Here is a 19,242-nt window from a genome sequence, read left to right on the forward strand (position 1 = left end):
GGTCGGCGTTCCGTAGAAAGTATATCAGTCCGGTTCCGGTACTGTGGGTCGTCAGAGGTGTCCACGCGTGACCGACCGCCGAGAGCGTGCGTCCGAACCGAACGAGAGCGAGAGTGGCGAAATCGAGAGCGAGAACGCCGGAACCGAACCGCCGGTAGACGCACCGGCAGACGCGTCCGCGGGGGCGTCTGCGGGCTACGACGCGCTGGCCGAATCCGCCGACGAACTCGGCCCCGACGCGAGTCCGTGGGGCGACAGCCACTTCCAGCGACACTATTCCTGGCCGGCGGCCCGCGACGTACTCCCGGCGGTCGACGACCGGCGCGTCTTGCTCGCCGGGTGCGGACGGGGCGACCACGTCGGGTGGTTCCTCGACCGGGGCGCGTCGGTCGTCGGACTCGACGCGAGCGAGGCGGCGATTCGAACCGCCCGCGACCGGTTCGACGAGGAGGCGAACGCGACGTTCCGCCGCGCCGACCTGACCGACTCGCTCGACTTCGACGACGGGGCGTTCGATCTGGTCTTCAGCCACCTCGTGCTCGGTCACGTCGAGGACTGGAAGCCCGTCTTTGCGGAGTTCCGGCGCGTGCTGGGCGAACGTGGAACGTTCGCGTTCGCCGTCGTCCACCCGAAGTACCTCCGGCGGAAGGACGCCGTCGAGAACTACTACGACGTCCAGCGAATCGACGTGGCGTGGCCGGGCGCGGTGATTCCGACCTACTACCGACCGATGCGGGCCGTCGTTTCGCCGCTCGTCGCGGTCGGGTTTCGACTCGAAGCGTTCGAGGAGCCGAAGCCTCGCGACTCCTTCCGGGAGTACGCGCCCGAACGACACGAGCACGCCTCGCGGTCGCCCCAGGTGCTTTGCGTCCGGGCGCGGACGGCATCGCGCCCGTAATGCGAACCGGTGGTCGCTCTCACGTGCCGCCCCGGATTCAGTAGGTCAACAGCACGCCGAGTGTCTCCTCGGGTCGCTCGTCCAGCGCGCGGTACGCCTCCTCGGCCTCCCCGAGGTCGAACTCGTGGGTGACGAACCGCTCGGGGCGAATCTCTCGGAGACGACGCCAGGCGGCGTCGAGGCGGCGCGCTTTCGTCCACCGGCCCCGGCGCTCAGGGGCGACGGTGCTTACCTGCGTACTCTCGACGGACACGCGACTCCGGTGGAATCGTCCGCCGAGGTGGAGTTCCGCGAGTTTGGAGCCGTACCACGACCCGACGAGCACCCGACCATCGTAGCCCGTCGCGTCGATGGCGGCGTCGAGCGCGGCCGGACTCCCCGACAGTTCGTAGGTGAGGTCGGCGCCCTCTGCCTCCTCGCCGTCGGCCCACTCGCGGAGTCTGTCGGCCACGCCCTCGCCGGGTTCGAACGTCGCGTCGGCGCCCAGAGTGGCCGACCGTTCGCGCCGCGAATCGTAGCGGTCGACGGTCGCCAGTCCGTCCAGCGGACACCGCGAGAGCAGCGCGGTCGTCAGCAGGCCGACGACGCCCTGGCCGAAGACGACGGCGCGCTCGCCGAGGACGGGCGCGCCGTCGTGGAGGAAGTTGACCGCCGTCTCGACGTTCGGGAGGAACGCGGCGGCCTCGCTCGGACAGTCCTCGGGCACGGGCTGAAGTTCCTCGACGGGCGCGCAAAAGCGGCTCTCGTGGGGGTGGAACGCGAGCACCCGACGGTCCTCCCACGACGGGTCGACGCCGGGTCCGGTCGCGGTCACCCGGCCGACGACCGCGTAGCCGTACCGGAGCGGAAACGACAGAGACCCCGACAGCGAGTCGAGTTGGCTGTCGGCCGCCAGGTCGTCGGACGCCTCCCCGCGGTAGACCAGCAGTTCGGTCCCGGGGCTGACCATCGAGCACTCCGCGCGCACGCGGACCTCGCCCTCGCCCGGTTCGGACACCTCGCGCTCGCGGACCTCGAGTTCGCCCGGTCCCGTGAAGTACAGCGCTCGCGCTCGCATCGGTTCACCGTCCCCTGCGGCGGTAGTTTCCGCGAAGCGACGCCTCGCTCCGCGCGAACCGCCCGGGGACCGCTCGGTCGCCGGGCGGTTCGCGTTCGGCGTCGACGCACCCCGCTCGAAACTGCGTCGTCCACACGGCTACGCCGCCGTCACGTATCGTTCTTTGGCCCAATTCTCGCTCACCGAACACCCATCGGCCGGTCAGTTGCTCGTCGCGTCACCGTCGTTCCGCTCGAGGAGTTCGTGGATGTCGGTTTCGTCCAGCAGGTCCAGGAGGCTCGCGCCCTCCTCATACTCGCGCAGTTCCTCGTCGGTCAGCCAGTTCGAGGGGTCGCGGTTTCCCATTCGTTCGGCCAGCATCTCGTCCAGGTCGTCCGGGTCGTAGCCTGAGACGGGCATGGCGCCGAGTACGTCCCGTGCTACCTTATGGCGTTCGGCGGGTCGGTTCGAGCGCGACGCCGGACCGCCGAGTTTCCGCGCCGAAAGTCGGCGGATTTCCGGTTTCCGTCGCTTCCACGCGCTTCCGCAGCCGACCAGACGGCGAGTGACAAGTCTCGATTCAGATAATTTCCTATCGCAGTATCTGGTTTACGAGTGCAGCGTCGGCGACCCGCTCCCCCGAGGCGAAACCGTCAAACACCCGGAAACGAAACCTTCGGCCGATGGACTGCGATAAGTGCGACCGCGAGGCGGTCATGCACGCCGCGTACTCGGGGCTGCACCTCTGCGAGGACCACTTCACGGCTTCCGTGGACAAGCGCGTTCGCCGCCGGGTCCGCGAAGACGGCCTGGTTCCCGACGACGCGACGCCCGAGGACCCCGAGACGTGGGTCGTGGGGCTGTCGGGTGGCAAGGACAGCGTCGTCCTCACCGACATCCTCCACCGGACCTTCGAGCAGGACCCCCGCATCGAACTCGTCGCGCTCACGATCCACGAGGGTATCGAGGGTTACCGCGACAAGAGTGTCGACGCCTGCGAGGAACTGGCCGAGGAGTTGAGCATCCGCCACGAGATCGTCACCTACGAGGAGGAGTTCGACGTTCGGATGGACGACGTCGTGGAGAAGGACCCCGAGAACATGGCCGCCTGCGCCTACTGCGGGGTGTTCCGCCGGGACCTGCTCTCGCGGTACGCCGAGGAGTTCGGCGCCGACAAACTGTTGACCGGCCACAATCTCGACGACGAGGCCGAAACCGCCCTGATGAACTTCCTCGAGGGTGACGTCGCCCAGATCGCCAAGCACTTCGACGCCAGCCTCGGCCGGTTCGGCGACGACCGCGACGACTCGGAGTCGTCGCGGTCGTCGCCCGCCCGCGAGGAGCAGGAGGACTTCGTCCCGCGCGCGAAACCGCTCCGGGACGTGCCCGAAAAGGAGGTCGCGCTGTACGCCCACCTCAACGACCTTCCCGCCCACATCACCGAGTGCCCGCACGCGAGCGAGGCCTACCGCGGCGAAATCCAGTCGCTACTCTACCAACTGGAGGAGAACCACCCGGGAACGCGCCACTCCATCATGGCCGGCTACGAGGAACTCGCGGCGCTGGCCGCCGAGGAGTTCGGCGCGCGCGACGGCGGGAAGACGGAACTCGGCGAATGCGAGCGATGCGGCGCGTCGACGACTCGCGACCGGTGTCGGAAGTGCTCGCTGCTGGACTCGCTCCACGCCGCGTGAGCGACCGCTGGCGAGGAGAGATTTCGAAAACGCAAGAAGACGGCGTATTACGGAGTTCCGTCGACGTCGGCGAACTACCGGATGACGTCGAGTCCGTTGTTCTTCTCGAGTTCGTCCTGTCCGCCGTCGGACTGGGCGCCCCACGAACTGCCGCCGCGACCGGCGGCCTCGCTGGTGGAGGGGGACTGGGAGACGCCGCCGTCGTTCTGGACGTTGTGGCTGGCGTCGAACGACTTGGTGTCGACGTCGCCCATCTGTTGACGGGACTTGTCGGCCTGCTTCTGCGTGCTCGGGCCGAGGACCTGGGCGCTCTGGACGCCGGTCATGATGGCCATCACGCGAACCTTCCCCTTGTAGTTGTCCTGGATGCGCGCGCCCCAGATGACGTTGGCGCTCGCTTCGAGGCGTTCGGTGATGTTGCTCGCGATGGACTCGGCCTCCTTGAGCGTGAGGTCCGGGCCACCCGTGATGTGGACGAGGCCGCCGGACGCCCCGCGGTAGTCCACGTCCAGAAGCGGGTGGTTCATCGCGTCCCGGACGACCTCCTCGGTCTTGTTCTTGTCCTGGGTCTCGCCGACCAGCATCACCGCGACGCCGCCCTGGTTCATGATGGAAGTCATGTCGGCGTAGTCGAGGTTGATGAGCGACGGCTGGGTGATGGTCTCCGAGATGCCCTTGACGGTTTCGGCGATGATCTGGTCCATCACCGAGAACGCCTTGCCGATGGGTAGGTTCGGGACGTAGTCCAGCAGTCGGTTGTTGTCGAGGACGATGATGGAGTCGGCCTCGCCGCGAAGCTTCTCCAGTCCTTCCTCGGCCTTCACCGTGCGGGCGCGCTCGACGTTGAACGGCGTCGAGACCATGCCCACCACGATGGCACCCTGCTCTTTGGCGATTTTAGAGACGACCGGCGCGCTGCCGGTCCCCGTGCCGCCGCCCATGCCTGCGGTAACGAACACGAGGTCTGCGTCTCCCAGTACCTCTTTGATGGTTCCCTGGGCCATCTCGGTCGCGCGTTCACCCATCGAGGGGTCGCCGCCCGCGCCGAGTCCGTTGGTCAGGGACTTGCCGACCAGGATCTTCGTGTCGGCTTCGATCATCTTGAGGTGCTGCTTGTCGGTGTTGATGGCGACGGTGTCCGCGCCGTCGACGCCGATGTTGTACAGCCGGTTGACGGTGTTGTTACCCGCGCCGCCACAGCCGACGATGACGATTCGGGGGTCGCCGAACTCGTCACCGTTGGTCGCGGCCTCCTCCATCTCGCGGTTCTCTTCCTCGGCGTTCTCCAGCGCGTCCTGGACGATATCCTGCATGGTCTACACCTTCGCCCACGAGCGCTTGTTCGTCGTTTGCTCGGTCGTATCCTCCTGTTCGTTCAACATGTCGCGAACGGCGGCCCGAATCGCCTCGCTGCGATTCGGGAACTCCCCGGTCTCGACCATCTGTTCGACCTCCTCGATCTGCTGTTTCGGAATGCGTAGTGTCACACGCTCCATATTCATATTCCCCTTGTGGAGTAAGACGGTACGCGGCGACGCCGCGATGCCCGTTTTACGCCGAGTGAGTGCACGAGGCGGCGGGTCCGACCACCTCGCACCACTCGTGTAAGACGACCGTCTTACGCGAACGTATCCACATAGTCAAAACTTAAATAGTTAACGGCGGTCGTAAAACGTCGTCTTACGGCGAGTCGAGAACGTCGGCAGACGGGGTCCTCCGGCCGCAGCCCGGGCAGAATCCCCAGTCGGAGCGTATCTCGTCGCCGCATTCGCAGAACAGGCGGTTCGCGGCCTTCTCTCCGCAGTTCGGGCAGTAAACGTGGTCGTCGTCCAGCGTCTCGCCGCACTGGTTGCAGGACTTCTCCTCGCGGCCGGCGCCGCCCGCGGCGGCGCGCCGGCCGTCCGACGCACCGTCGGACACTTGTCTGTCGGACGGTGCGTCGGACGGGTTCGCCGCGCCAGTTCGGGTCGCGTCGGCGCTCGCGGTCCCGACCGGCGAGTCGGTTTCGAGCGTGACGTTGACGTTTACGTCCTGTTGACGTTCGCGCTCGCGAGGCGCGCGCGCCTCGCGAGCGGCCAGTCGTTCGGCGACCAGCGCGTCGACGCGCTCGGTGAGGAGGGCGTCGAGGCTGTCGCTTCGGGCGCGGGAGGTGCGGTCGCGGCGAATCGGTTCGTCACGGACCGCTTGTCGCTCTCCGGCGTCGAACTCCGTCCGACGCCTGCCACCGTCGCGTTCGGCCCCGCGTTCGTCGGACGCGACGCGCGAGTCGCGCTCCAGATACTCCCGGAGCGCCTCGCGCATGACCTCGCTCTTCGAGGCGTCGAGCGCCTCGATGCGTTCGACGAGGTCCTCGTCCGCGCGGAAGGTAATCTTGCTCATGTGGCTGTTCGTCCCAGTGTAGCACGCCCATCCTATTTTAATCTTCCCGATGTGTCTGACGGCCGACTTACGCAAGACGGCGTCGGGGTCGGCGTCGCGTACGGGCCGAGGGGCGGTGCTGGGCCGGTGACTCGCGGCCCGAATGCGCTCTTTATTTCGAGTCGGTCGTCGCACGCACGAGAACCAAGACCCCAGATTTCGTCACCGGAGTACGGGACCCGATGCCACTCCCGTCGGTGAATAATAACCCTTAAGGCCGGGACGGCCCCTACGTGAAACTGTATCCGCCCTTAGCTCAGACTGGTAGAGCAGTCGACTGTAGATCGACTTGCCCCCCGTTCAAATCGGGGAGGGCGGACTGATTATCCAGGCGCAACGCGAGGGAGCGGAGCGATCGAGCCGAGCCGAGTGCTTCAGCGACCCCGAGCCGATTTGAGCCTGTCAGTCACAGCCTGCACAGCGGAGCGAGCAGGAACGTCTGACTTCGTTCAAATCGGGAAGGCGGACTTCTCTGATACTCACCGACGAACGGAGCGAGCCCGAACGTCTTCCACCTGTTCGAGTCGGCGGGGCGGCCTTACCGCGGAACGACTCCGTCGCATGAGTTCCGTGAAAACTGCCAGAAGCCCAAAGTGCGCGACCGTGTAACCAGTGTTCCATGCTTCGCAGGGAACTCGAGAGCGACGACCGACGGCGGCCCGGCCAAGGTGGACGTGGCGATCTTCTGCGGGAGAGTGCGCCGTTCGTACTTGCGCTCATCGCAGGCTACCTGCTCGCCAGACGTCGAGACGGCGGAGCGAGTGCCAGGGAGACCGGGAGCGTACAGCGCGAACTGACCGGCGCCCTGCGGCAGGTGCGCCAGCGGGCGACATCCGACGGGACCGCGGTCATCGAACGGGAGGAGGTGACGGACCGACTCAGTTCCGTGGAGGGAGTCGCAGAGCAGGTCGAACGGGAATCCGAGCGCGTCGGCCGGTCGCTAGGGTCCGACGACACCGATACCGTCGACGTGCCGACCTCCGGCAACGACGCGGACGTGGCTGACTACTCGCCGTCGACGATCCGGGGAATGCCGATGCTCGGAGTGGGGACGTACCACCACGCGAACTACGAGGAGTGTCTCGAGAACGTCCGGCAGGCCCTCCGGATGGGCTACCGGCACGTCGACACCGCCGAGCGGGTCGAGGCGTACTACAACGAGGAGGCGGTGGGCGATGCCGTCGCAGCGGCGAGCGTCGACCGCGAGGATTTGTTCGTGGCGACCAAGGTCTCGTCGGCCGACCTCAACCGGAACGGCGTCCGACTCAGCGCCGAGGAGAGCCTCGACCGTCTCGACATGGACTACGTCGACCTGCTGTACGTCCACTGGCCGACCGGCGAGTACGACCCGGTCGAGACGCTCGACGCCTTCGCGGACCTGCGCGAGGAGGGCCTCATCGAGCGCATCGGGGTGAGCAACTTCACGGTCGACCTGCTGGAGGAGGCCATCGAGGTTTCCGAAGAGCCCATCTTCGCCAATCAGGTCGAGATGCACCCGATGCTCCCCCAGAAGGACCTCCGGGAGTTCTGTGCGCGGGACGACGTGGACGTGGAGTTGGTGGCCTACTCGCCCATCGCCCGCGGTGACGTCGAACACGTGACCGAGTTGCAGGAGGTCGCCCGGAAGCACGGCGCGACGCCCGAGCAGGTCAGTCTCGCGTGGCTCCGCGAGAAGGGCGTGACCGCCATTCCGCGGGCCACCAGCGAGGAGCACCTCCGGGAGAACTGGCTCAGCCTGGCGCTCGAACTCGACGACGAGGACGTGGCGAAACTCGACACTATCGAGGAGCGCGAGCGCATTGTGGACCCGGACGACGCCCCGTGGAATCGGTGAGGCAAGAGCCGTAGATCGGTGCTCAGTCAATCGGCTCCCGTGACGACGAACACCCACGCGAGCCGCGTTCGCCGGTCGAAGCAGACGTACGTAACGTCCCACGCGGGTACCGCCTCGAACCAGTCGCACCACTGTTCGAACGTCGCGTACGCGGAGAACTCGCCGTAGCGTTCGTCGAAGACGGCGTCGACGAATCGCGCGCCGAGTCGCTTCGCGTCGCTCCGGTCGCCGTACGACTCCGGGACGTGCTCGTAGCCGGGAATTTCCGCGTCGACGTCGTGGAACGGCGGTTCGAGGAAGTTGTAGTACGCGCCGCCCCCGACGAGGTGTCGGGCGAGGTAGCCGTCGAGCGTGTAGGACGGGTAGCGTTCCCAGTCGAGGTGGGCGCAATCCTGCGGGTGTCGGTCCGGCGGCAGGTCCAGCGCGGGGAGGGCGTCGGCGAGCGCGGCCGACGCGAGGACGTCGTGGCGGAGCCACGCGTTCGTCCCGCCCCGTGAGAGGTGCCAGTCGAGCACGTCGTTCGGCGGCACCCGCACGACGCCGAGGTGAGCCCCGCCGTTGACGTGTACGTCGTCCATGACGGTTTCGAGTTCGCGGGCGGCGTCGGGAATCACCGCGTCCTGGTCGGGCGCCTCCAACGTCGTGTCGGTGCGGGCGGCCGCCAGTTCGGCGTCCGACGGCGCCTCGCTCCAATCGACGTCGAGCAGCGACCGCTCGGAATCGTATTCCTCGGTCACGCCTGGCCCGTCACACCCTCCCGTGAAAACTACACCGGAAGCGCCGACCGAGACGAGGCGACTGGGACCGTCCGCCCTCCGTAACCGCCGGACGACGAGGGAGCCCCGACGAAACGCGCGGTTCGCCGAAACGAAGCCGATTATCCGCTTCTGTCTCGCGGCCACGGCGAATATTCCTAACGAGAAGCCCCCGAATCTATGAGTCCTCTAATTACTTAGAGGCCGGGCTTTTCCCCGTTCGATGCGTCGAAACGAACGATGGAAACGGAGTTCGAGATGGGGACCCGAACCGACTCGGCGTCGATCGACGCCGCCCTCGATGCGCTCGCGGACCGCCGCCGTCGGTCGCTCCTCGCCTTCGTCGCCGACCGGCCTTCGCCGACCTCCCTCGACGCGCTCGTCGAACACGTCGCCGACCGCGACCGGTCGGAGGTTCCGACCGCCGGGCGACTAGGCACCGACGCCCGAGAGCGCGCCGAGATATCGCTGGTGCACTGTCACCTCCCGAAACTCGACGCTACGGACGTCCTTGACTACGACCGAGACGCCCGAACCGTCGAACCCGGAGAGAACTTCCTGCACGTCGAACCGTTCCTCGGGGTGGACGAGGTGTGACGCTGGTGATGTGCCGGCAGTGTGGCCACTTCGTCTCCGCCGTCGAGCGCGAAGGAGCCCTACAGGCCGTGCCGTCGTCGTGTCCTCAGTGCGGCGGAGCGGAGTTCAAGGACGTCGAGTCGGACTGACCGCACCGCTCCACGGCCGACGAGCGGTCCCCGCTGGCGACGACGCGGTTCGCGGTCGCACCGCGAACTGCGTTCTCCCTCTCCTTCCCACGCCCGGTCGATTACGGGTCGCTGTCCTGCACTTCTACGATTTCGGCGTTCTCGACGTACGTCTCCCCGCCCTCGATGCGGAGCAGGATGGTCTTGCCGGGGAGCGACTCGTCGGACTCCTCCTGCGGGACCGACACCGCCGTCACGCCGTCCTTCGAGATGCTCCGCCGGAGGAGCGTCTCGCCGTCCTCGGTCACTCGGTCCCACTCCTCGGGACCCACGTCGTCGTCACCGAAGTACTCCTCCTGGTCGCGGTCCGGGTCGACGTCGCCCTCGGAGCGAACAGCGTCGTCGACGTCGTCGTGGTCGTACTGTTCGAGGTGGACGAGCATACGACGGGTCCGACGCGCCGGGTGACAATAGGTGTCACGGCCGCCCGCCGGCGGCGGGCGGCCGCGAGTCGCTGTCGCGACCGCGACCTGCGACTCGCGGTAGCGTCACGCGACGTTACTCCTCGAGACTCAGGGCGCGAGGCCCCAGATGGCCGCGATGCCGAGCGTCGTCACGACCGCGAGCAGGAACTGGAGCGGCGCGCCGACCTTCACGTAGTCGGTGAACCGGTAGCCGCCGGGGCTGTAGACCATCAGGTTGGTCTGGTAGCCGACGGGGGTCATGAACGCCGTCGAGGCCGCGAACGTCACCGCGAGCGCGAACGCGAACTCGCTGGCGCTGATTCGCTCGGCGGCGTCGACCGCGATTGGCAACACGAGGGCGACGCTCGCGACCGGCGTGATGACGTTCGCGAGTAACCCCGTCAGGAGGTAGAACAGCGCCACCGTCACCAGCACGGGAATCGCCTCCGCGACGAGGGTGACGTAACCAGCGAGAAACGCCGGTCTGCTGCATCGCCAGCCCCAGCGGGATGACGCCCGCCAGTAAGAAGACGACCTCCCAGTTGACTGCGTCGTAGGCCTCGGCGGGCCGAATCACGCCTGTGACGACCATCGCGACTACGCCGCCGAGCGCCGCGATGACGATGGGGACCAGACCCGCGGCCGCGACGCCAACCACTGCCGCGACGATGCCGACCGCCAGCGCGGCCGCCCGGCGGTCGAGCGGTTCGGGTTCGAGGCTCGCGCCGTCGCCCACCCGCTCGGTGACCCTGGCGTCGCCCGACTCCTCGAGGTGGTCGAGGCCGACCTCCGTCGCGTGAACGAGCAGGCCGTACCCTTCGGCGAGCACCACGTTCGAGACGTCCTCGACCAGCAGTTCCTCGCCGCGCCGGACCGCGAGCACGGTCGCGTCGTAGCGCTCGCCCAGTTTCGTCTCGCCGACCTTCTGGCCCGCGAGCGTCGAACCGGCGGCGACGCCGATCTCCGCCAGCGTCCCCCGGCCCCCGCCGAGCGCCAACTCCGCCTCAGTTACCTCCGCGCGCGGGAGACGCCGGAGGTTCGCCGTCGCGACGAACGACCGAACCTCGTCCTCGTCGGCCCGCACCGTCAGCACGTCGCCGGCCTCGATCTCGCGGTCGGTCCGGGAGGCGACGAACGCCTGCTCGCCCCGGAGCACCTGCAGAATCTTCACCCCGTCAGTGCGGGCCTCGGCTATCGTCGCGCCGACCAGCGGCGAGGCCGCCGGCACGTACACGCGCGCGAGTCGCCCCTTCAGTCCGAACTCCTCGGTGAGGTCGTGTGGCGCGATTCGGGCGGGCAACAGCCACTGCCCGACCGTCAGCAGGTAGGCCGACCCGACGACCAGCACCAGCAGGCCCAGCGGCGTGAACTGGAACATCGTGAACGGCGTGTTCGGAACCCCGAGGCTCGCGGCGAGGGTGCTGGCGAGGATGTTGGTCGCGGTGCCGACGAGCGTGAGTGTCCCACCCAGCATCGCTGCGTACGACAGCGGAATCAATAGTTTGGACGGCGAGGTGTGGCTCCGGTCGGTGAGGTCGGTCACCATCGGGATGAACAGCGCAACCACCGGCGTGTTGTTGATGAACCCCGCCAGCGGCCCCGTGATTCCGACCGTCGCGGCCAGCAGTCGGTCGCGGTCGCCGTTCGTGAACCGCGCGACCAGCACTTCGAGTCGCTCGACCACGCCGGTCCGCTCGACGCCCGCGCTCAGGATGTACATCGCCACGATGGTCACCGTCGCGGCGTTCGAGAAGCCCGAGATGGCCTCGGTCTCCGAGACGTGAGTCCAGGGTTCGAGCACGGCCAACCCGACCACCACCGCCAGCGCGGTGGTGTCGGTCGGAATCGCCTCGGTGACGAACAGCGCGACGGCGACGCCGACCAGCGCGAAGACGACGGCCGCGTCGGCGGTCAGCGGCGGCGCCATCTACGCGAGGCCGAACGTCTCCGGCTCCCTGGTTCCGAGCGCGTCGGTCACCGCCTCGTAGAGGTCGCGCAGTTGCGGGCGACTTCGGCCCTGGTCCGACGAACGGTCGGCCACCCAGCGGTACCGGACGACGCCGTCGGCGTCGACGAAGAAGCAGGCCCGCCGCGCTCGCAGTGCGACGCCCAGCGCCCGGTAGGTGACGCCGTAGGACCTGGCTATCGAGAGATCGCGGTCCGAGCAGAACGGGAAGGTCACGTCAAGGTAGTCGACGAACGTCCGGTTCGTCCGGGGTCGCGCCCGGTTGACGCCGACGACCTGCACCCGGTCGTCGGCCGCGAACCAGTCGTACTCGGCGACCGCGCTCCGCTCGGGGAACGTCTCCAGGTCGAAGTCGGTCGGCTCGAACACCAGCAACACGGCTCGTTCGCCCAGCAGCGACGACAGCGACGTCGAACCGACGGTGCCGTCCGGTCGCGCCAGCGGCGCCTCGAACTCCGGAGCCCGTGACCCGACGGCGGGGCCGCCCGAATCTCCCATTATTCGTACGTATCCTTCCGTATCAGGTATAAATGTTCGTCAGACGAGCGTTCCGACCGCTTTATGGTGGTCGCTGTCACACGCCCCGACATGACTTCGTCGCTCGTCGGCGACGCGCTCGTCGTGGTGGCGCTCGTCGCCTTCTACGGCGGTCTCTCGCGGGACCTCGCCGCGACGGCGACCTTCCTCGACCGCCGCCTCAGCGTCGGCTTCTCGCTGGGGGCCTACGTCGCCGTCGGCGTCGCCGGTCTGCTGGCGCTGGCGACGGTCGCCGTCGAAGCGGGGGCCGCCAGCGGCGACGCGGCCGGGGCCGTCACCGCGGCCGGCCTCGCGGCGCTGTTCGCGGTCGTCTTCGCGGCGTTCTTCCGTGCGGGTACTGCGGTGTACGGCGTCCTGCTCCGGGTCGGCCTCCAGTTCTCCTGAAACCCGCTTTCTCACCGGAGGAGACGGACGCCGACCGAGACGAAGAGGACTAGCGCCTTGAGTGCCAACAGAAACGCGAGAACCGCCGTGACGAGCAGGAGCAAGCGACGAACCCCCGGCCATCCGAATCCGACAGTACCGAGAAACGGGACGAGGGCGGGGGCGACGCCGAGCGCGCCGTCCGAGCGGTCGCGGGGGAGTTGTCGCACGATGGGTGCTCACTTGTAGAGACGACTTCGGTACCGTCTCTTCAAGTTTCGGGTCGGTCGGGCGACGCTCAACTCGCGTCGCGCTCGGCGAACGTCAGCCGCCAGTTCTCCGGCGCCGTCAGTCGGCCGAACGACGCGCTCTCGTCGTCGCCGAGCGGCCGCGCGACCAGCGTCGACTGCTCGGACACCGCCGACAGCGGAAGTTCGTGGTCCGAGACGAACCCGAACCGCCGGAGTAGCGAATCCGGGATGGCCCGCCCCGTCGCGGCCACCACGTCTGCGTCGGCGTACTCGTCCGTCACGCGACCGAGGAGCGCGGCGAACGCCTCCTCGTCGCCGTCGACCAGCGGAAGTACGTCGGTGAGGCGCGCGACGTCGGTGCCGTACTTGTTCCGGCGGCCCACCACGACCGCGGCGACGGTCGAACCCCCGCGCGACGCGGTGTAGGCGGTGTAGCGCCACCGCGGGTTCCGGAACCGCCACCGGTAGAACGCCTCGTCGCGGAGGGCGTGGAGTTCCTCGGGCGGGTTTCGCGCGTAGAGTCGCGCGAGCAGGTCGGCCGGAATCTCCTCGTGGCGCGTCACGTCGTAGGCGTCCGGCGCGGGCGCGAGTCGGTCGCGGACGCGACAGTAGGTCCCCGCCACCGCGTCGGCGAGCGCGCGCTGGACCTCCCCGTCGACGAACCCCTCGGCGCTCTGGATGCGGTAGGAGATGGGGACGGTGTCGACGACCTCCCAGCCCAGTTCGAGGTTGCCCGCCAGCGCGCGCTCGTTCGGAAAGTTGAAGCAGAACGCGGGATCGCCGTCGGCGTAGCGTTCGAGTGCCCGCTCGGTCATCCGGGTGAACAGCCCCCGCCGGCGGTGGTCGGGGTGGACCATCGCGTCGGCGGGTTGGAACGCCACGGTTTCGGCGCCTGCGCCGGCCATCCGGAAGGGCATGAACGGTCGGGCGCCGACGATCTCGCCGTCGGCCTCGGCGACGAACGCCGCGGCGTCCGCGGCGGGGTTCTCGACGTACTTCCAGTCGAACCACTCTCTGCTCGCCTGCTGGTCGAAGACGGTCCGGTGGAGCGCGCGGACGCCGTCCCGATCGGCTGGTTCGTACGGTCGGACGACGTACCGCTGGCGGTGTTTCATCTTCGACATGACAGGACCCTCGGCCCGATGGCCTGGTTACCGGAGGGACGACGCGGGGGCAGTTTGTTATGCGGGGCGCAACTCGGATAGCCGACCGTTTCGGCGTTCGACTGGTCGGCCTTAAGGTCGGCCGGCCGTCGTCGGAAACTGTTGGAAAACGTCGTCGCCGCCGGTCGCTCCCGGCCCGCCTCGGGCGGACGTTTCGGGGTGGGACTCTGAGCCTCAAGCCATATCCCCGCGCGGGCCGTACGACTGTCGCCGGGAGCAAACATGAGCTACGTCACCGACAGGAGCGCAAACCTCCAGCGACGGATCGACGACGCCATCGCCGACGGCTGGCGCATCGAGTCCGAGACCCCCGAGCGGGTCGTCTTGGTCAAGCGGAACTACGGCGACCTCGGACTCCACGTCCTGCTGGCCGTCGCCACCGCGTGGTGGTCGTTCGGCCTCGTGAACCTCGTCTACGGCGGATACAAGTACCTGAACGACTCCCAGCGGATGGTCCTGCGCGACGAGCGCACCTGCCCGGAGTGCGGCGTCTCGGTGTCTGCCGACGCCGAGTACTGCCAGAACTGCGGCACCCAACTGCCCGCGGCGACACCGGGCGTCCGGACCTGCCCGGAGTGCGGCCACGACGTCCCGGCGGGTGCGAACTTCTGTGACAACTGCGGGACCGAACTCGCCGAGACGGCGAGCGCGTGACCGTGCGGGTACGCAGCATCGACCACGTCGTGCTGACGGTCGCCGACGTGGACGCGACGGTCGCGTTCTACTCCGACCTCGGCCTCACCGTCGAACGGGGTAGGGGTCGCCTCGCACTGCGGGCGGGCGACCAGCGCATCGTGCTCCAGGAACTGGGCCGGAACAACCAGCCGACGGCCGCGCGACCCACGGCCGGGGCGTCCAGTTTCTGCTTCGTGGTGAACGGTCCCATCGAGCGGGTCGAGCGCCGACTCGCCACACGGGGCATCTCGACGGTCGCCGGACCGGTCGAGCGTCCGGGGGCACAGGGCTGGCTCCGCTCGGTGTACGTCCGTGACCCCGACGGGAACCTCGTGGAACTCGGGTCGTACGCGCCGGCCGAAGAGCGCCCGCGGGCGCCCGCGGAACACCGCCCCGTCGAGGCGGTGCCGGAGCGCCGGCCGGCAGACGCGGCGGCCGAGCCGATTCCGGAAGGTCCTCCGGTGGACGCTGGTCCCGAACGTCGGCCGGCCGACCCCGTTCCCGAGTGCCGTCCCGCCGACGCTCCGCCCGAAAGAGGCCGGCCCGAAACACCGAGGTTAAATCGCCCGCCCGGGTAACCCAGACCATGGACTGTCGGCAGTGCGCGTCCCCCCTCGAACGGCCGGGCGACTACTGTCTGGTCTGCCGGACGCCAAACGCCGACGCCGTGGTGCTGGAACTGGCGCGCGAGCGCGCGCACCTCACGATGCTCGACGACGAGGAGGTGGTCGGCGAGACCGACGTGACGACCACGCCCGAGGACGGCGACGAGGAGTCGGTCGTCGAACTCCGGAACTTCGCGGGGCTGGTCGCCGACGAGGTCCGGCGCAAGCGCCCCGAGGAGGTGTACGCCGCGGGCGACCGCGAAGTAATCCGGGCGGTCCGCGGACAGGTGCGGTACTCCTTCTACCGCGTAGCCGACGACGACGTCGTAGGGGCGGTGCGGGACCGCCGGGGCGACCGCGCGCTCGAGGTCGTCGACGCCGCCCCGCCGGAGAAGATCGGCGGGAGCCACTCGACGCTCATCGGCGGCCGGGCGGGCCAGCGGGCAATCTACACCGTGGCGGGCCACCCGCACGTCAAGAAGGTGATCCCCGGCCCCATCGACGCCGGCGGGTCGGGGAGTCGGACCGGCGTGCGCGCGAAGGCGACCCGGGCCGACGAGAACGGCAACGTCAGGATGCTCCTGCGCGACGGGTCGAGCGTCCAGGAGAACCGGGTGGTCACGACCGCGATGAACCGCGAGTCGGGCGAACACGTCCGCGCCGACCTCAACGAGGCGCTCGCGGAGGCCGACCTCCAGGACGGGTCCGCGTAGTCGTTCTGCCCCGGTTAGTCGTCCTGTCCACCCCGTCGCAACCGGCCCCTAACTCGCCCCGGACGAGTAAAGCCGGCCGTTCGACGAGTTTACGCACCGAGTAGCTTTGGGCCTCGCGAACCAACGTCGGGCGAGTCGTCGCGGTCGGTGCGTTCGGCGGGGCGACCGTCGGCGACGGTCACCCGAAACTTCGGTGTCGGTGTCGGTGTCGGGACTCCGGCGTCCCGTCGGGACTTCTCGCGGTGCCCCAAGCTTCTTGGGCGGGGCTGTAATTATATCTAATTAGCCATGGTCAGTCACTACGACGCGGTCCTCGCGGCGATTCCGATGCTCTCGGGTGGTGGGTACCTCCTCGGCCAGCTCACGGGGTTGCCGGGGGCCATCGCGGGGATGGTGGTTTCGCTCGTGGTCATCGGCCACGAGCTGTTCAACCCGCCGACCGACCAGGAGTAGCGGCGAACGAGCGAGCGCCGATTCCGACGTCGAATCCGATTCGGCGGACGTTTCGTACACGCTGACTGCCACGTTTCGTGGATCTCAACCGGTAGTGACGCGGTCATCGGCCGTCCGTCGCTCGACCGTCGCTCGACCGTCGCCCGACCGTCGAATCCCGGTTCGACGGTCGGGACCGCCGGGGCGGAGCGTTCCGACTCGTAGCCTTTATCAGCGCGCCGAATCAAATTCGCAGTACTATGGCCGAGAACACTCGAAGCCGAACCGGAAGCGCCGGTCGTTTCGGCGCGCGGTACGGCCGCGTCGCCCGCAAGCGGGTCGCCGAGATCGAGAGCGACAAGAACGCAGACCACACCTGTCCGGAGTGCGGGAGCACGTCCGTCGACCGGCAGGGCACCGGCATCTGGCAGTGCGGCAAGTGCAGCTACAAGTTCGCCGGCGGTACGTACCGCCCCGAGACGCCCGCGGGTCGCACCGTCACGCGCTCCATCCGCGCCGCACTCTCCGAGGACGAAGACGACGAGTAAGCAATGAGCTACAAGTGTTCGCGGTGCAAGCGCGACGTGGAACTGGACGAGTACGGTGGCGTCCGCTGTCCGTACTGCGGCCACCGCGTGCTCCTCAAGGAACGTAGCCGCGACGTGAAGGAAGTCGGCGTCAACTGACCGATTCTATGCCTTCCCGGCCGCACGACGCGACGCTCAGGTACGAGTACCCCTCTGCCGAGCGCGCCCGCGTCGTGGCCCGGTCGGTTTCCCAGGAGGTCGGCGAAATCGACGGTGAGCGCTCGGCGACGACCGTCTCTCGCGACGGAGCGGCGGTGGTCGTGGAGGTCGTCGCCGACGACCTCGTGGCGCTCCGTGCCGGGTTGAACACCTGGCAGTCGCTGATTTCTGTAGCTGAGCAAGTGTGCGACGCCGTTTAGAACGACTCTTCGTAGCCGAGGTTCAGTCTCCGTTCTCGACGGTTCGTTCTGGACTGCCACCAACAGCGACTGAGACGGTGAACACTTCGAAAGCTTCTGTCCGTTCGCCACGAACCCTCTGAAACCGCTTAAGTAGTGATGACTCCGAAAGCCCCCGCCCGCTCGCGGTCGCTCCGCGGGATATCTCGACGCGGCGTCGCCGCCCCGAGATAGTGGCCCGCCAGAGGCGACCACGCCCTTCGGGCGCGAGCGGACGGCCCCTTTCATCCACTCCACAGCACCGCGACCGCACCACACACCGCCCCAGCCGACTCCTTCGCGCCTGCCGGCGCTCAGTCGTCCACCGGAGGACAAACCGCATCCTCTGAGCCTACACTCGCTTCGCTCGCGCAGACCTCACGCATGAAGGCGCGATACGAGGTCGCGCCGTGGGAGCTTCGCTCCCACGAGCCTTCGGTCGCTGCGCTCCCGAAGACGCCAGCGCGCGCCACGCATAACGTTCACCATCGAAACAGGTGATGGACCACCCCGCCGAAAGCGCTCAGCGAATCAACCGTCAGGGCGGGACTGAAAGGGGCCGCCCGCTCGCGTTCACTTCAGTCGCCTGGGCGGGCCACTATTCGGCGAGCGCCGCAGGCGCGAGCCGAATATCCCGGCCAGCGACCGCGAGCGGGCGGGGGCTTTCGAAGCGTTCTCGTTAGCTATCGTTGCGGTCGTTGTTGGCGATCAAGCGGGGGGCTTTCGAGGCGGTCTGGTCTACCGTAGTCACCGTCGTTCGCACGAAACGTCCAAAGACCGCCAACGAGTCTGTATCGCCCGGACAGTGAACGTCAGGGAGGAGAACCTCCCCGAAAACTGAAAGCGGGGCTTTTTCTGTCCGGACCACCTCGTCCGAGGTATGCAGGGTAATCTGCCACCGGAAGCCCAGGAGAAGCTCGAGGAACTGCAGGACCTTCAGGAGACGGCCCAGCAGGTCGCCGTCCAGAAGAACCAGGCCGAAACTCAGCTCACCGAGGCCCAGAACGCCCTCGAGGAGATGGACTCCATCGACGAGGACACCCAGATGTACCGCGAGGTCGGCGAACTCCTCGTGGAGACCGAATACGACGAGGCCCAGGACGACCTCGAGGAGAAGGTCGACAGCCTCGAAATCCGCGTCGAAACCCTCGAGAAGCAGGAGGGCCGCGTTCAGGAGCAGTTCGAGAGCCTCCAGCAGGAACTCCAGCAGATGCTCGGCGGCGGCGGTGGCGGCCCGCAGGGTCCCCAGGGTCCCGGCATGGGCGGCGGCGCCGGCGGTTCGTAGATGTCCGGCGACGACGCGACGGAGAGCGAACCGACGCCGAGCGACGACGAGGTCGTTCGGACGGCCGCCGAAGCCGCCGAGGGGCTCATCTTCTCGCGGTTCAAACAGTCGACCGTCAAGGACGTCGACGTGACGGTGACGTTCGAGGACGGCGTGCTGGACGTCGACGTCTACCTCAACGTCCCCGACGAGCAGGCCAAGGCCGAGAAGGTCGCCGAGGACGCCGCGCTCGCCGCGCGGTCGGCCGTCGACGACCTGTTCGCCGAGGCCGAGGCGTAACGCGTCGGCACCCTCGGGCGGTGACCGAGGCGGTCGGCCGCCGACCACCGAAACCCGGCCACCGACCCTCGGCCGGCGACGCGTTCGCTCGCTCGAACACCACAAAGCATATCCCCCACCCGTGAAATGCTTGGATTACCGCGGGTAGGGGTACTTGCGGTGCTTTCTTTCGAAAACTACGATTCGACAGTGGCGACTCCGTCAGG

The 19,242-nt window shown here is 68.1% G+C and carries 24 protein-coding genes, 1 tRNA gene and 1 pseudogene; 15 read left to right on the top strand and 11 right to left on the bottom strand.

What is annotated here, in order from left to right; genetic code table 11:
* Positions 1-67 precede the first annotated feature (67 nt).
* Positions 68-898 (top strand): class I SAM-dependent methyltransferase, encoded by an 831-nt coding sequence (locus NGM07_RS15725; protein WP_253513253.1) that lies wholly within the window; start codon positions 68-70, stop codon positions 896-898.
* 37 nt (positions 899-935) lie between these two features.
* Here NGM07_RS15725 and NGM07_RS15730 read toward each other — a convergent pair whose 3' ends face one another.
* Positions 936-1,955 (bottom strand): zinc-binding dehydrogenase, encoded by a 1,020-nt coding sequence (locus tag NGM07_RS15730; RefSeq protein ID WP_253513255.1) that lies wholly within the window; start codon positions 1,953-1,955, stop codon positions 936-938.
* 201 nt (positions 1,956-2,156) lie between these two features.
* Positions 2,157-2,354: a DUF8027 family protein gene (locus NGM07_RS15735; protein WP_253513256.1), complete on the bottom strand. Its 198-nt coding sequence runs from the start codon at positions 2,352-2,354 to the stop codon at positions 2,157-2,159.
* 263 nt (positions 2,355-2,617) lie between these two features.
* On the opposite strand from NGM07_RS15735, the gene ncsA reads away from it, so the two are divergent.
* Positions 2,618-3,628, top strand: a complete 1,011-nt coding sequence (gene ncsA, locus NGM07_RS15740; RefSeq protein WP_253513258.1) for a tRNA 2-thiolation protein NcsA — start codon at positions 2,618-2,620, stop codon at positions 3,626-3,628.
* A 74-nt stretch (positions 3,629-3,702) separates the two neighbouring features.
* On the opposite strand, the gene ftsZ is transcribed toward ncsA, so the two are convergent.
* From ftsZ to NGM07_RS15755, 3 genes are all read right to left on the bottom strand, one after another.
* Positions 3,703-4,941 carry a cell division protein FtsZ gene (gene ftsZ / locus NGM07_RS15745; protein WP_253513260.1) on the bottom strand — a complete coding sequence of 413 codons (1,239 nt, stop codon included), beginning with the start codon at positions 4,939-4,941 and terminating at the stop codon, positions 3,703-3,705.
* Positions 4,942-4,944: 3 nt separating this feature from the next.
* Positions 4,945-5,124 (bottom strand): transcriptional regulator CdrS, encoded by a 180-nt coding sequence (gene cdrS / locus NGM07_RS15750; RefSeq protein WP_253513262.1) that lies wholly within the window; start codon positions 5,122-5,124, stop codon positions 4,945-4,947.
* A 184-nt stretch (positions 5,125-5,308) separates the two neighbouring features.
* Entirely contained in the window at positions 5,309-6,007 is a 699-nt protein-coding gene (locus NGM07_RS15755; RefSeq protein WP_253513264.1) for a double zinc ribbon domain-containing protein, read from the bottom strand.
* A gap of 284 nt (positions 6,008-6,291) precedes the next feature.
* Between NGM07_RS15755 and NGM07_RS15760 the strand changes: the two genes are divergently transcribed.
* Positions 6,292-6,365, top strand: a tRNA-Tyr gene (locus tag NGM07_RS15760).
* 711 nt (positions 6,366-7,076) lie between these two features.
* Positions 7,077-7,880, top strand: a complete 804-nt coding sequence (locus tag NGM07_RS15765; protein WP_253520222.1) for an aldo/keto reductase — start codon at positions 7,077-7,079, stop codon at positions 7,878-7,880.
* Positions 7,881-7,906: 26 nt separating this feature from the next.
* Here the strand turns inward: NGM07_RS15765 and NGM07_RS15770 are convergent, their stop codons facing one another.
* Positions 7,907-8,617 (bottom strand): hypothetical protein, encoded by a 711-nt coding sequence (locus NGM07_RS15770; RefSeq protein ID WP_253513266.1) that lies wholly within the window; start codon positions 8,615-8,617, stop codon positions 7,907-7,909.
* Positions 8,618-8,875: 258 nt separating this feature from the next.
* Here NGM07_RS15770 and NGM07_RS15775 point away from each other — a divergent pair, with 258 nt between their 5' ends.
* Complete coding sequence (locus tag NGM07_RS15775) at positions 8,876-9,232, top strand: DUF7344 domain-containing protein (protein ID WP_253513268.1); 357 nt, start codon at positions 8,876-8,878, stop codon at positions 9,230-9,232.
* 229 nt (positions 9,233-9,461) lie between these two features.
* Here NGM07_RS15775 and NGM07_RS15780 read toward each other — a convergent pair whose 3' ends face one another.
* The 3 genes and pseudogenes from NGM07_RS15780 to NGM07_RS15790 all read right to left on the bottom strand — a co-directional run bounded on the left by NGM07_RS15780 (position 9,462) and on the right by NGM07_RS15790 (position 12,267).
* Positions 9,462-9,782 (bottom strand): hypothetical protein, encoded by a 321-nt coding sequence (locus NGM07_RS15780; protein ID WP_253513269.1) that lies wholly within the window; start codon positions 9,780-9,782, stop codon positions 9,462-9,464.
* 129 nt (positions 9,783-9,911) lie between these two features.
* Positions 9,912-11,730 (bottom strand): annotated as a pseudogene (locus NGM07_RS15785) (SLC13 family permease).
* The gene (locus NGM07_RS15790) at positions 11,731-12,267 is read right to left on the bottom strand and encodes a redoxin domain-containing protein (protein ID WP_253513271.1); all 537 of its coding nucleotides are present in this window, start codon (positions 12,265-12,267) and stop codon (positions 11,731-11,733) included. It abuts the pseudogene before it with no gap.
* 90 nt (positions 12,268-12,357) lie between these two features.
* Here NGM07_RS15790 and NGM07_RS15795 point away from each other — a divergent pair, with 90 nt between their 5' ends.
* Positions 12,358-12,690, top strand: a complete 333-nt coding sequence (locus NGM07_RS15795) for a hypothetical protein (RefSeq protein WP_253513273.1) — start codon at positions 12,358-12,360, stop codon at positions 12,688-12,690.
* An 11-nt stretch (positions 12,691-12,701) separates the two neighbouring features.
* Here the strand turns inward: NGM07_RS15795 and NGM07_RS15800 are convergent, their stop codons facing one another.
* Complete coding sequence (locus tag NGM07_RS15800; RefSeq protein WP_253513274.1) at positions 12,702-12,899, bottom strand: hypothetical protein; 198 nt, start codon at positions 12,897-12,899, stop codon at positions 12,702-12,704.
* A gap of 68 nt (positions 12,900-12,967) precedes the next feature.
* Positions 12,968-14,044, bottom strand: coding sequence for a GNAT family N-acetyltransferase (locus NGM07_RS15805; protein ID WP_253513276.1), 1,077 nt, complete (start codon positions 14,042-14,044; stop codon positions 12,968-12,970).
* 261 nt (positions 14,045-14,305) lie between these two features.
* Here NGM07_RS15805 and NGM07_RS15810 point away from each other — a divergent pair, with 261 nt between their 5' ends.
* From NGM07_RS15810 to NGM07_RS15850, 9 genes are all read left to right on the top strand, one after another.
* Positions 14,306-14,737, top strand: coding sequence for a zinc ribbon domain-containing protein (locus NGM07_RS15810; protein ID WP_253513278.1), 432 nt, complete (start codon positions 14,306-14,308; stop codon positions 14,735-14,737).
* Positions 14,734-15,336: a VOC family protein gene (locus tag NGM07_RS15815; RefSeq protein WP_253513279.1), complete on the top strand. Its 603-nt coding sequence runs from the start codon at positions 14,734-14,736 to the stop codon at positions 15,334-15,336. The genes NGM07_RS15810 and NGM07_RS15815 overlap by 4 nt, the downstream gene beginning before the upstream one ends.
* Positions 15,337-15,344: 8 nt before the next feature.
* Entirely contained in the window at positions 15,345-16,076 is a 732-nt protein-coding gene (locus NGM07_RS15820) for a DUF2103 domain-containing protein (protein ID WP_253513281.1), read from the top strand.
* Between the two features lie 288 nt (positions 16,077-16,364).
* A complete protein-coding gene (locus NGM07_RS15825) occupies positions 16,365-16,529 on the top strand; it encodes a DUF8015 family protein (protein WP_253513283.1) in 165 nt (54 codons plus the stop codon).
* A 239-nt stretch (positions 16,530-16,768) separates the two neighbouring features.
* A complete protein-coding gene (locus NGM07_RS15830; RefSeq protein ID WP_253513285.1) occupies positions 16,769-17,056 on the top strand; it encodes a 50S ribosomal protein L37ae in 288 nt (95 codons plus the stop codon).
* A 3-nt stretch (positions 17,057-17,059) separates the two neighbouring features.
* On the top strand, positions 17,060-17,194 hold the full coding sequence (locus NGM07_RS15835; RefSeq protein WP_253513287.1) for a DNA-directed RNA polymerase subunit P: 135 nt from the start codon (positions 17,060-17,062) through the stop codon (positions 17,192-17,194).
* Between the two features lie 8 nt (positions 17,195-17,202).
* A complete protein-coding gene (locus tag NGM07_RS15840) occupies positions 17,203-17,454 on the top strand; it encodes a KEOPS complex subunit Pcc1 (RefSeq protein ID WP_253513289.1) in 252 nt (83 codons plus the stop codon).
* Positions 17,455-18,352: 898 nt separating this feature from the next.
* Positions 18,353-18,757, top strand: coding sequence for a prefoldin subunit beta (locus NGM07_RS15845; RefSeq protein ID WP_253513291.1), 405 nt, complete (start codon positions 18,353-18,355; stop codon positions 18,755-18,757).
* Positions 18,758-19,036: a DUF3194 domain-containing protein gene (locus NGM07_RS15850; protein ID WP_253513293.1), complete on the top strand. Its 279-nt coding sequence runs from the start codon at positions 18,758-18,760 to the stop codon at positions 19,034-19,036.
* The last annotated feature ends 206 nt before the right edge of the window (positions 19,037-19,242 follow it).

Source organism: Halorussus vallis, assembly GCF_024138165.1.
In the GTDB taxonomy this organism is placed as follows: Archaea; Halobacteriota; Halobacteria; order Halobacteriales; family Haladaptataceae; genus Halorussus; species Halorussus vallis.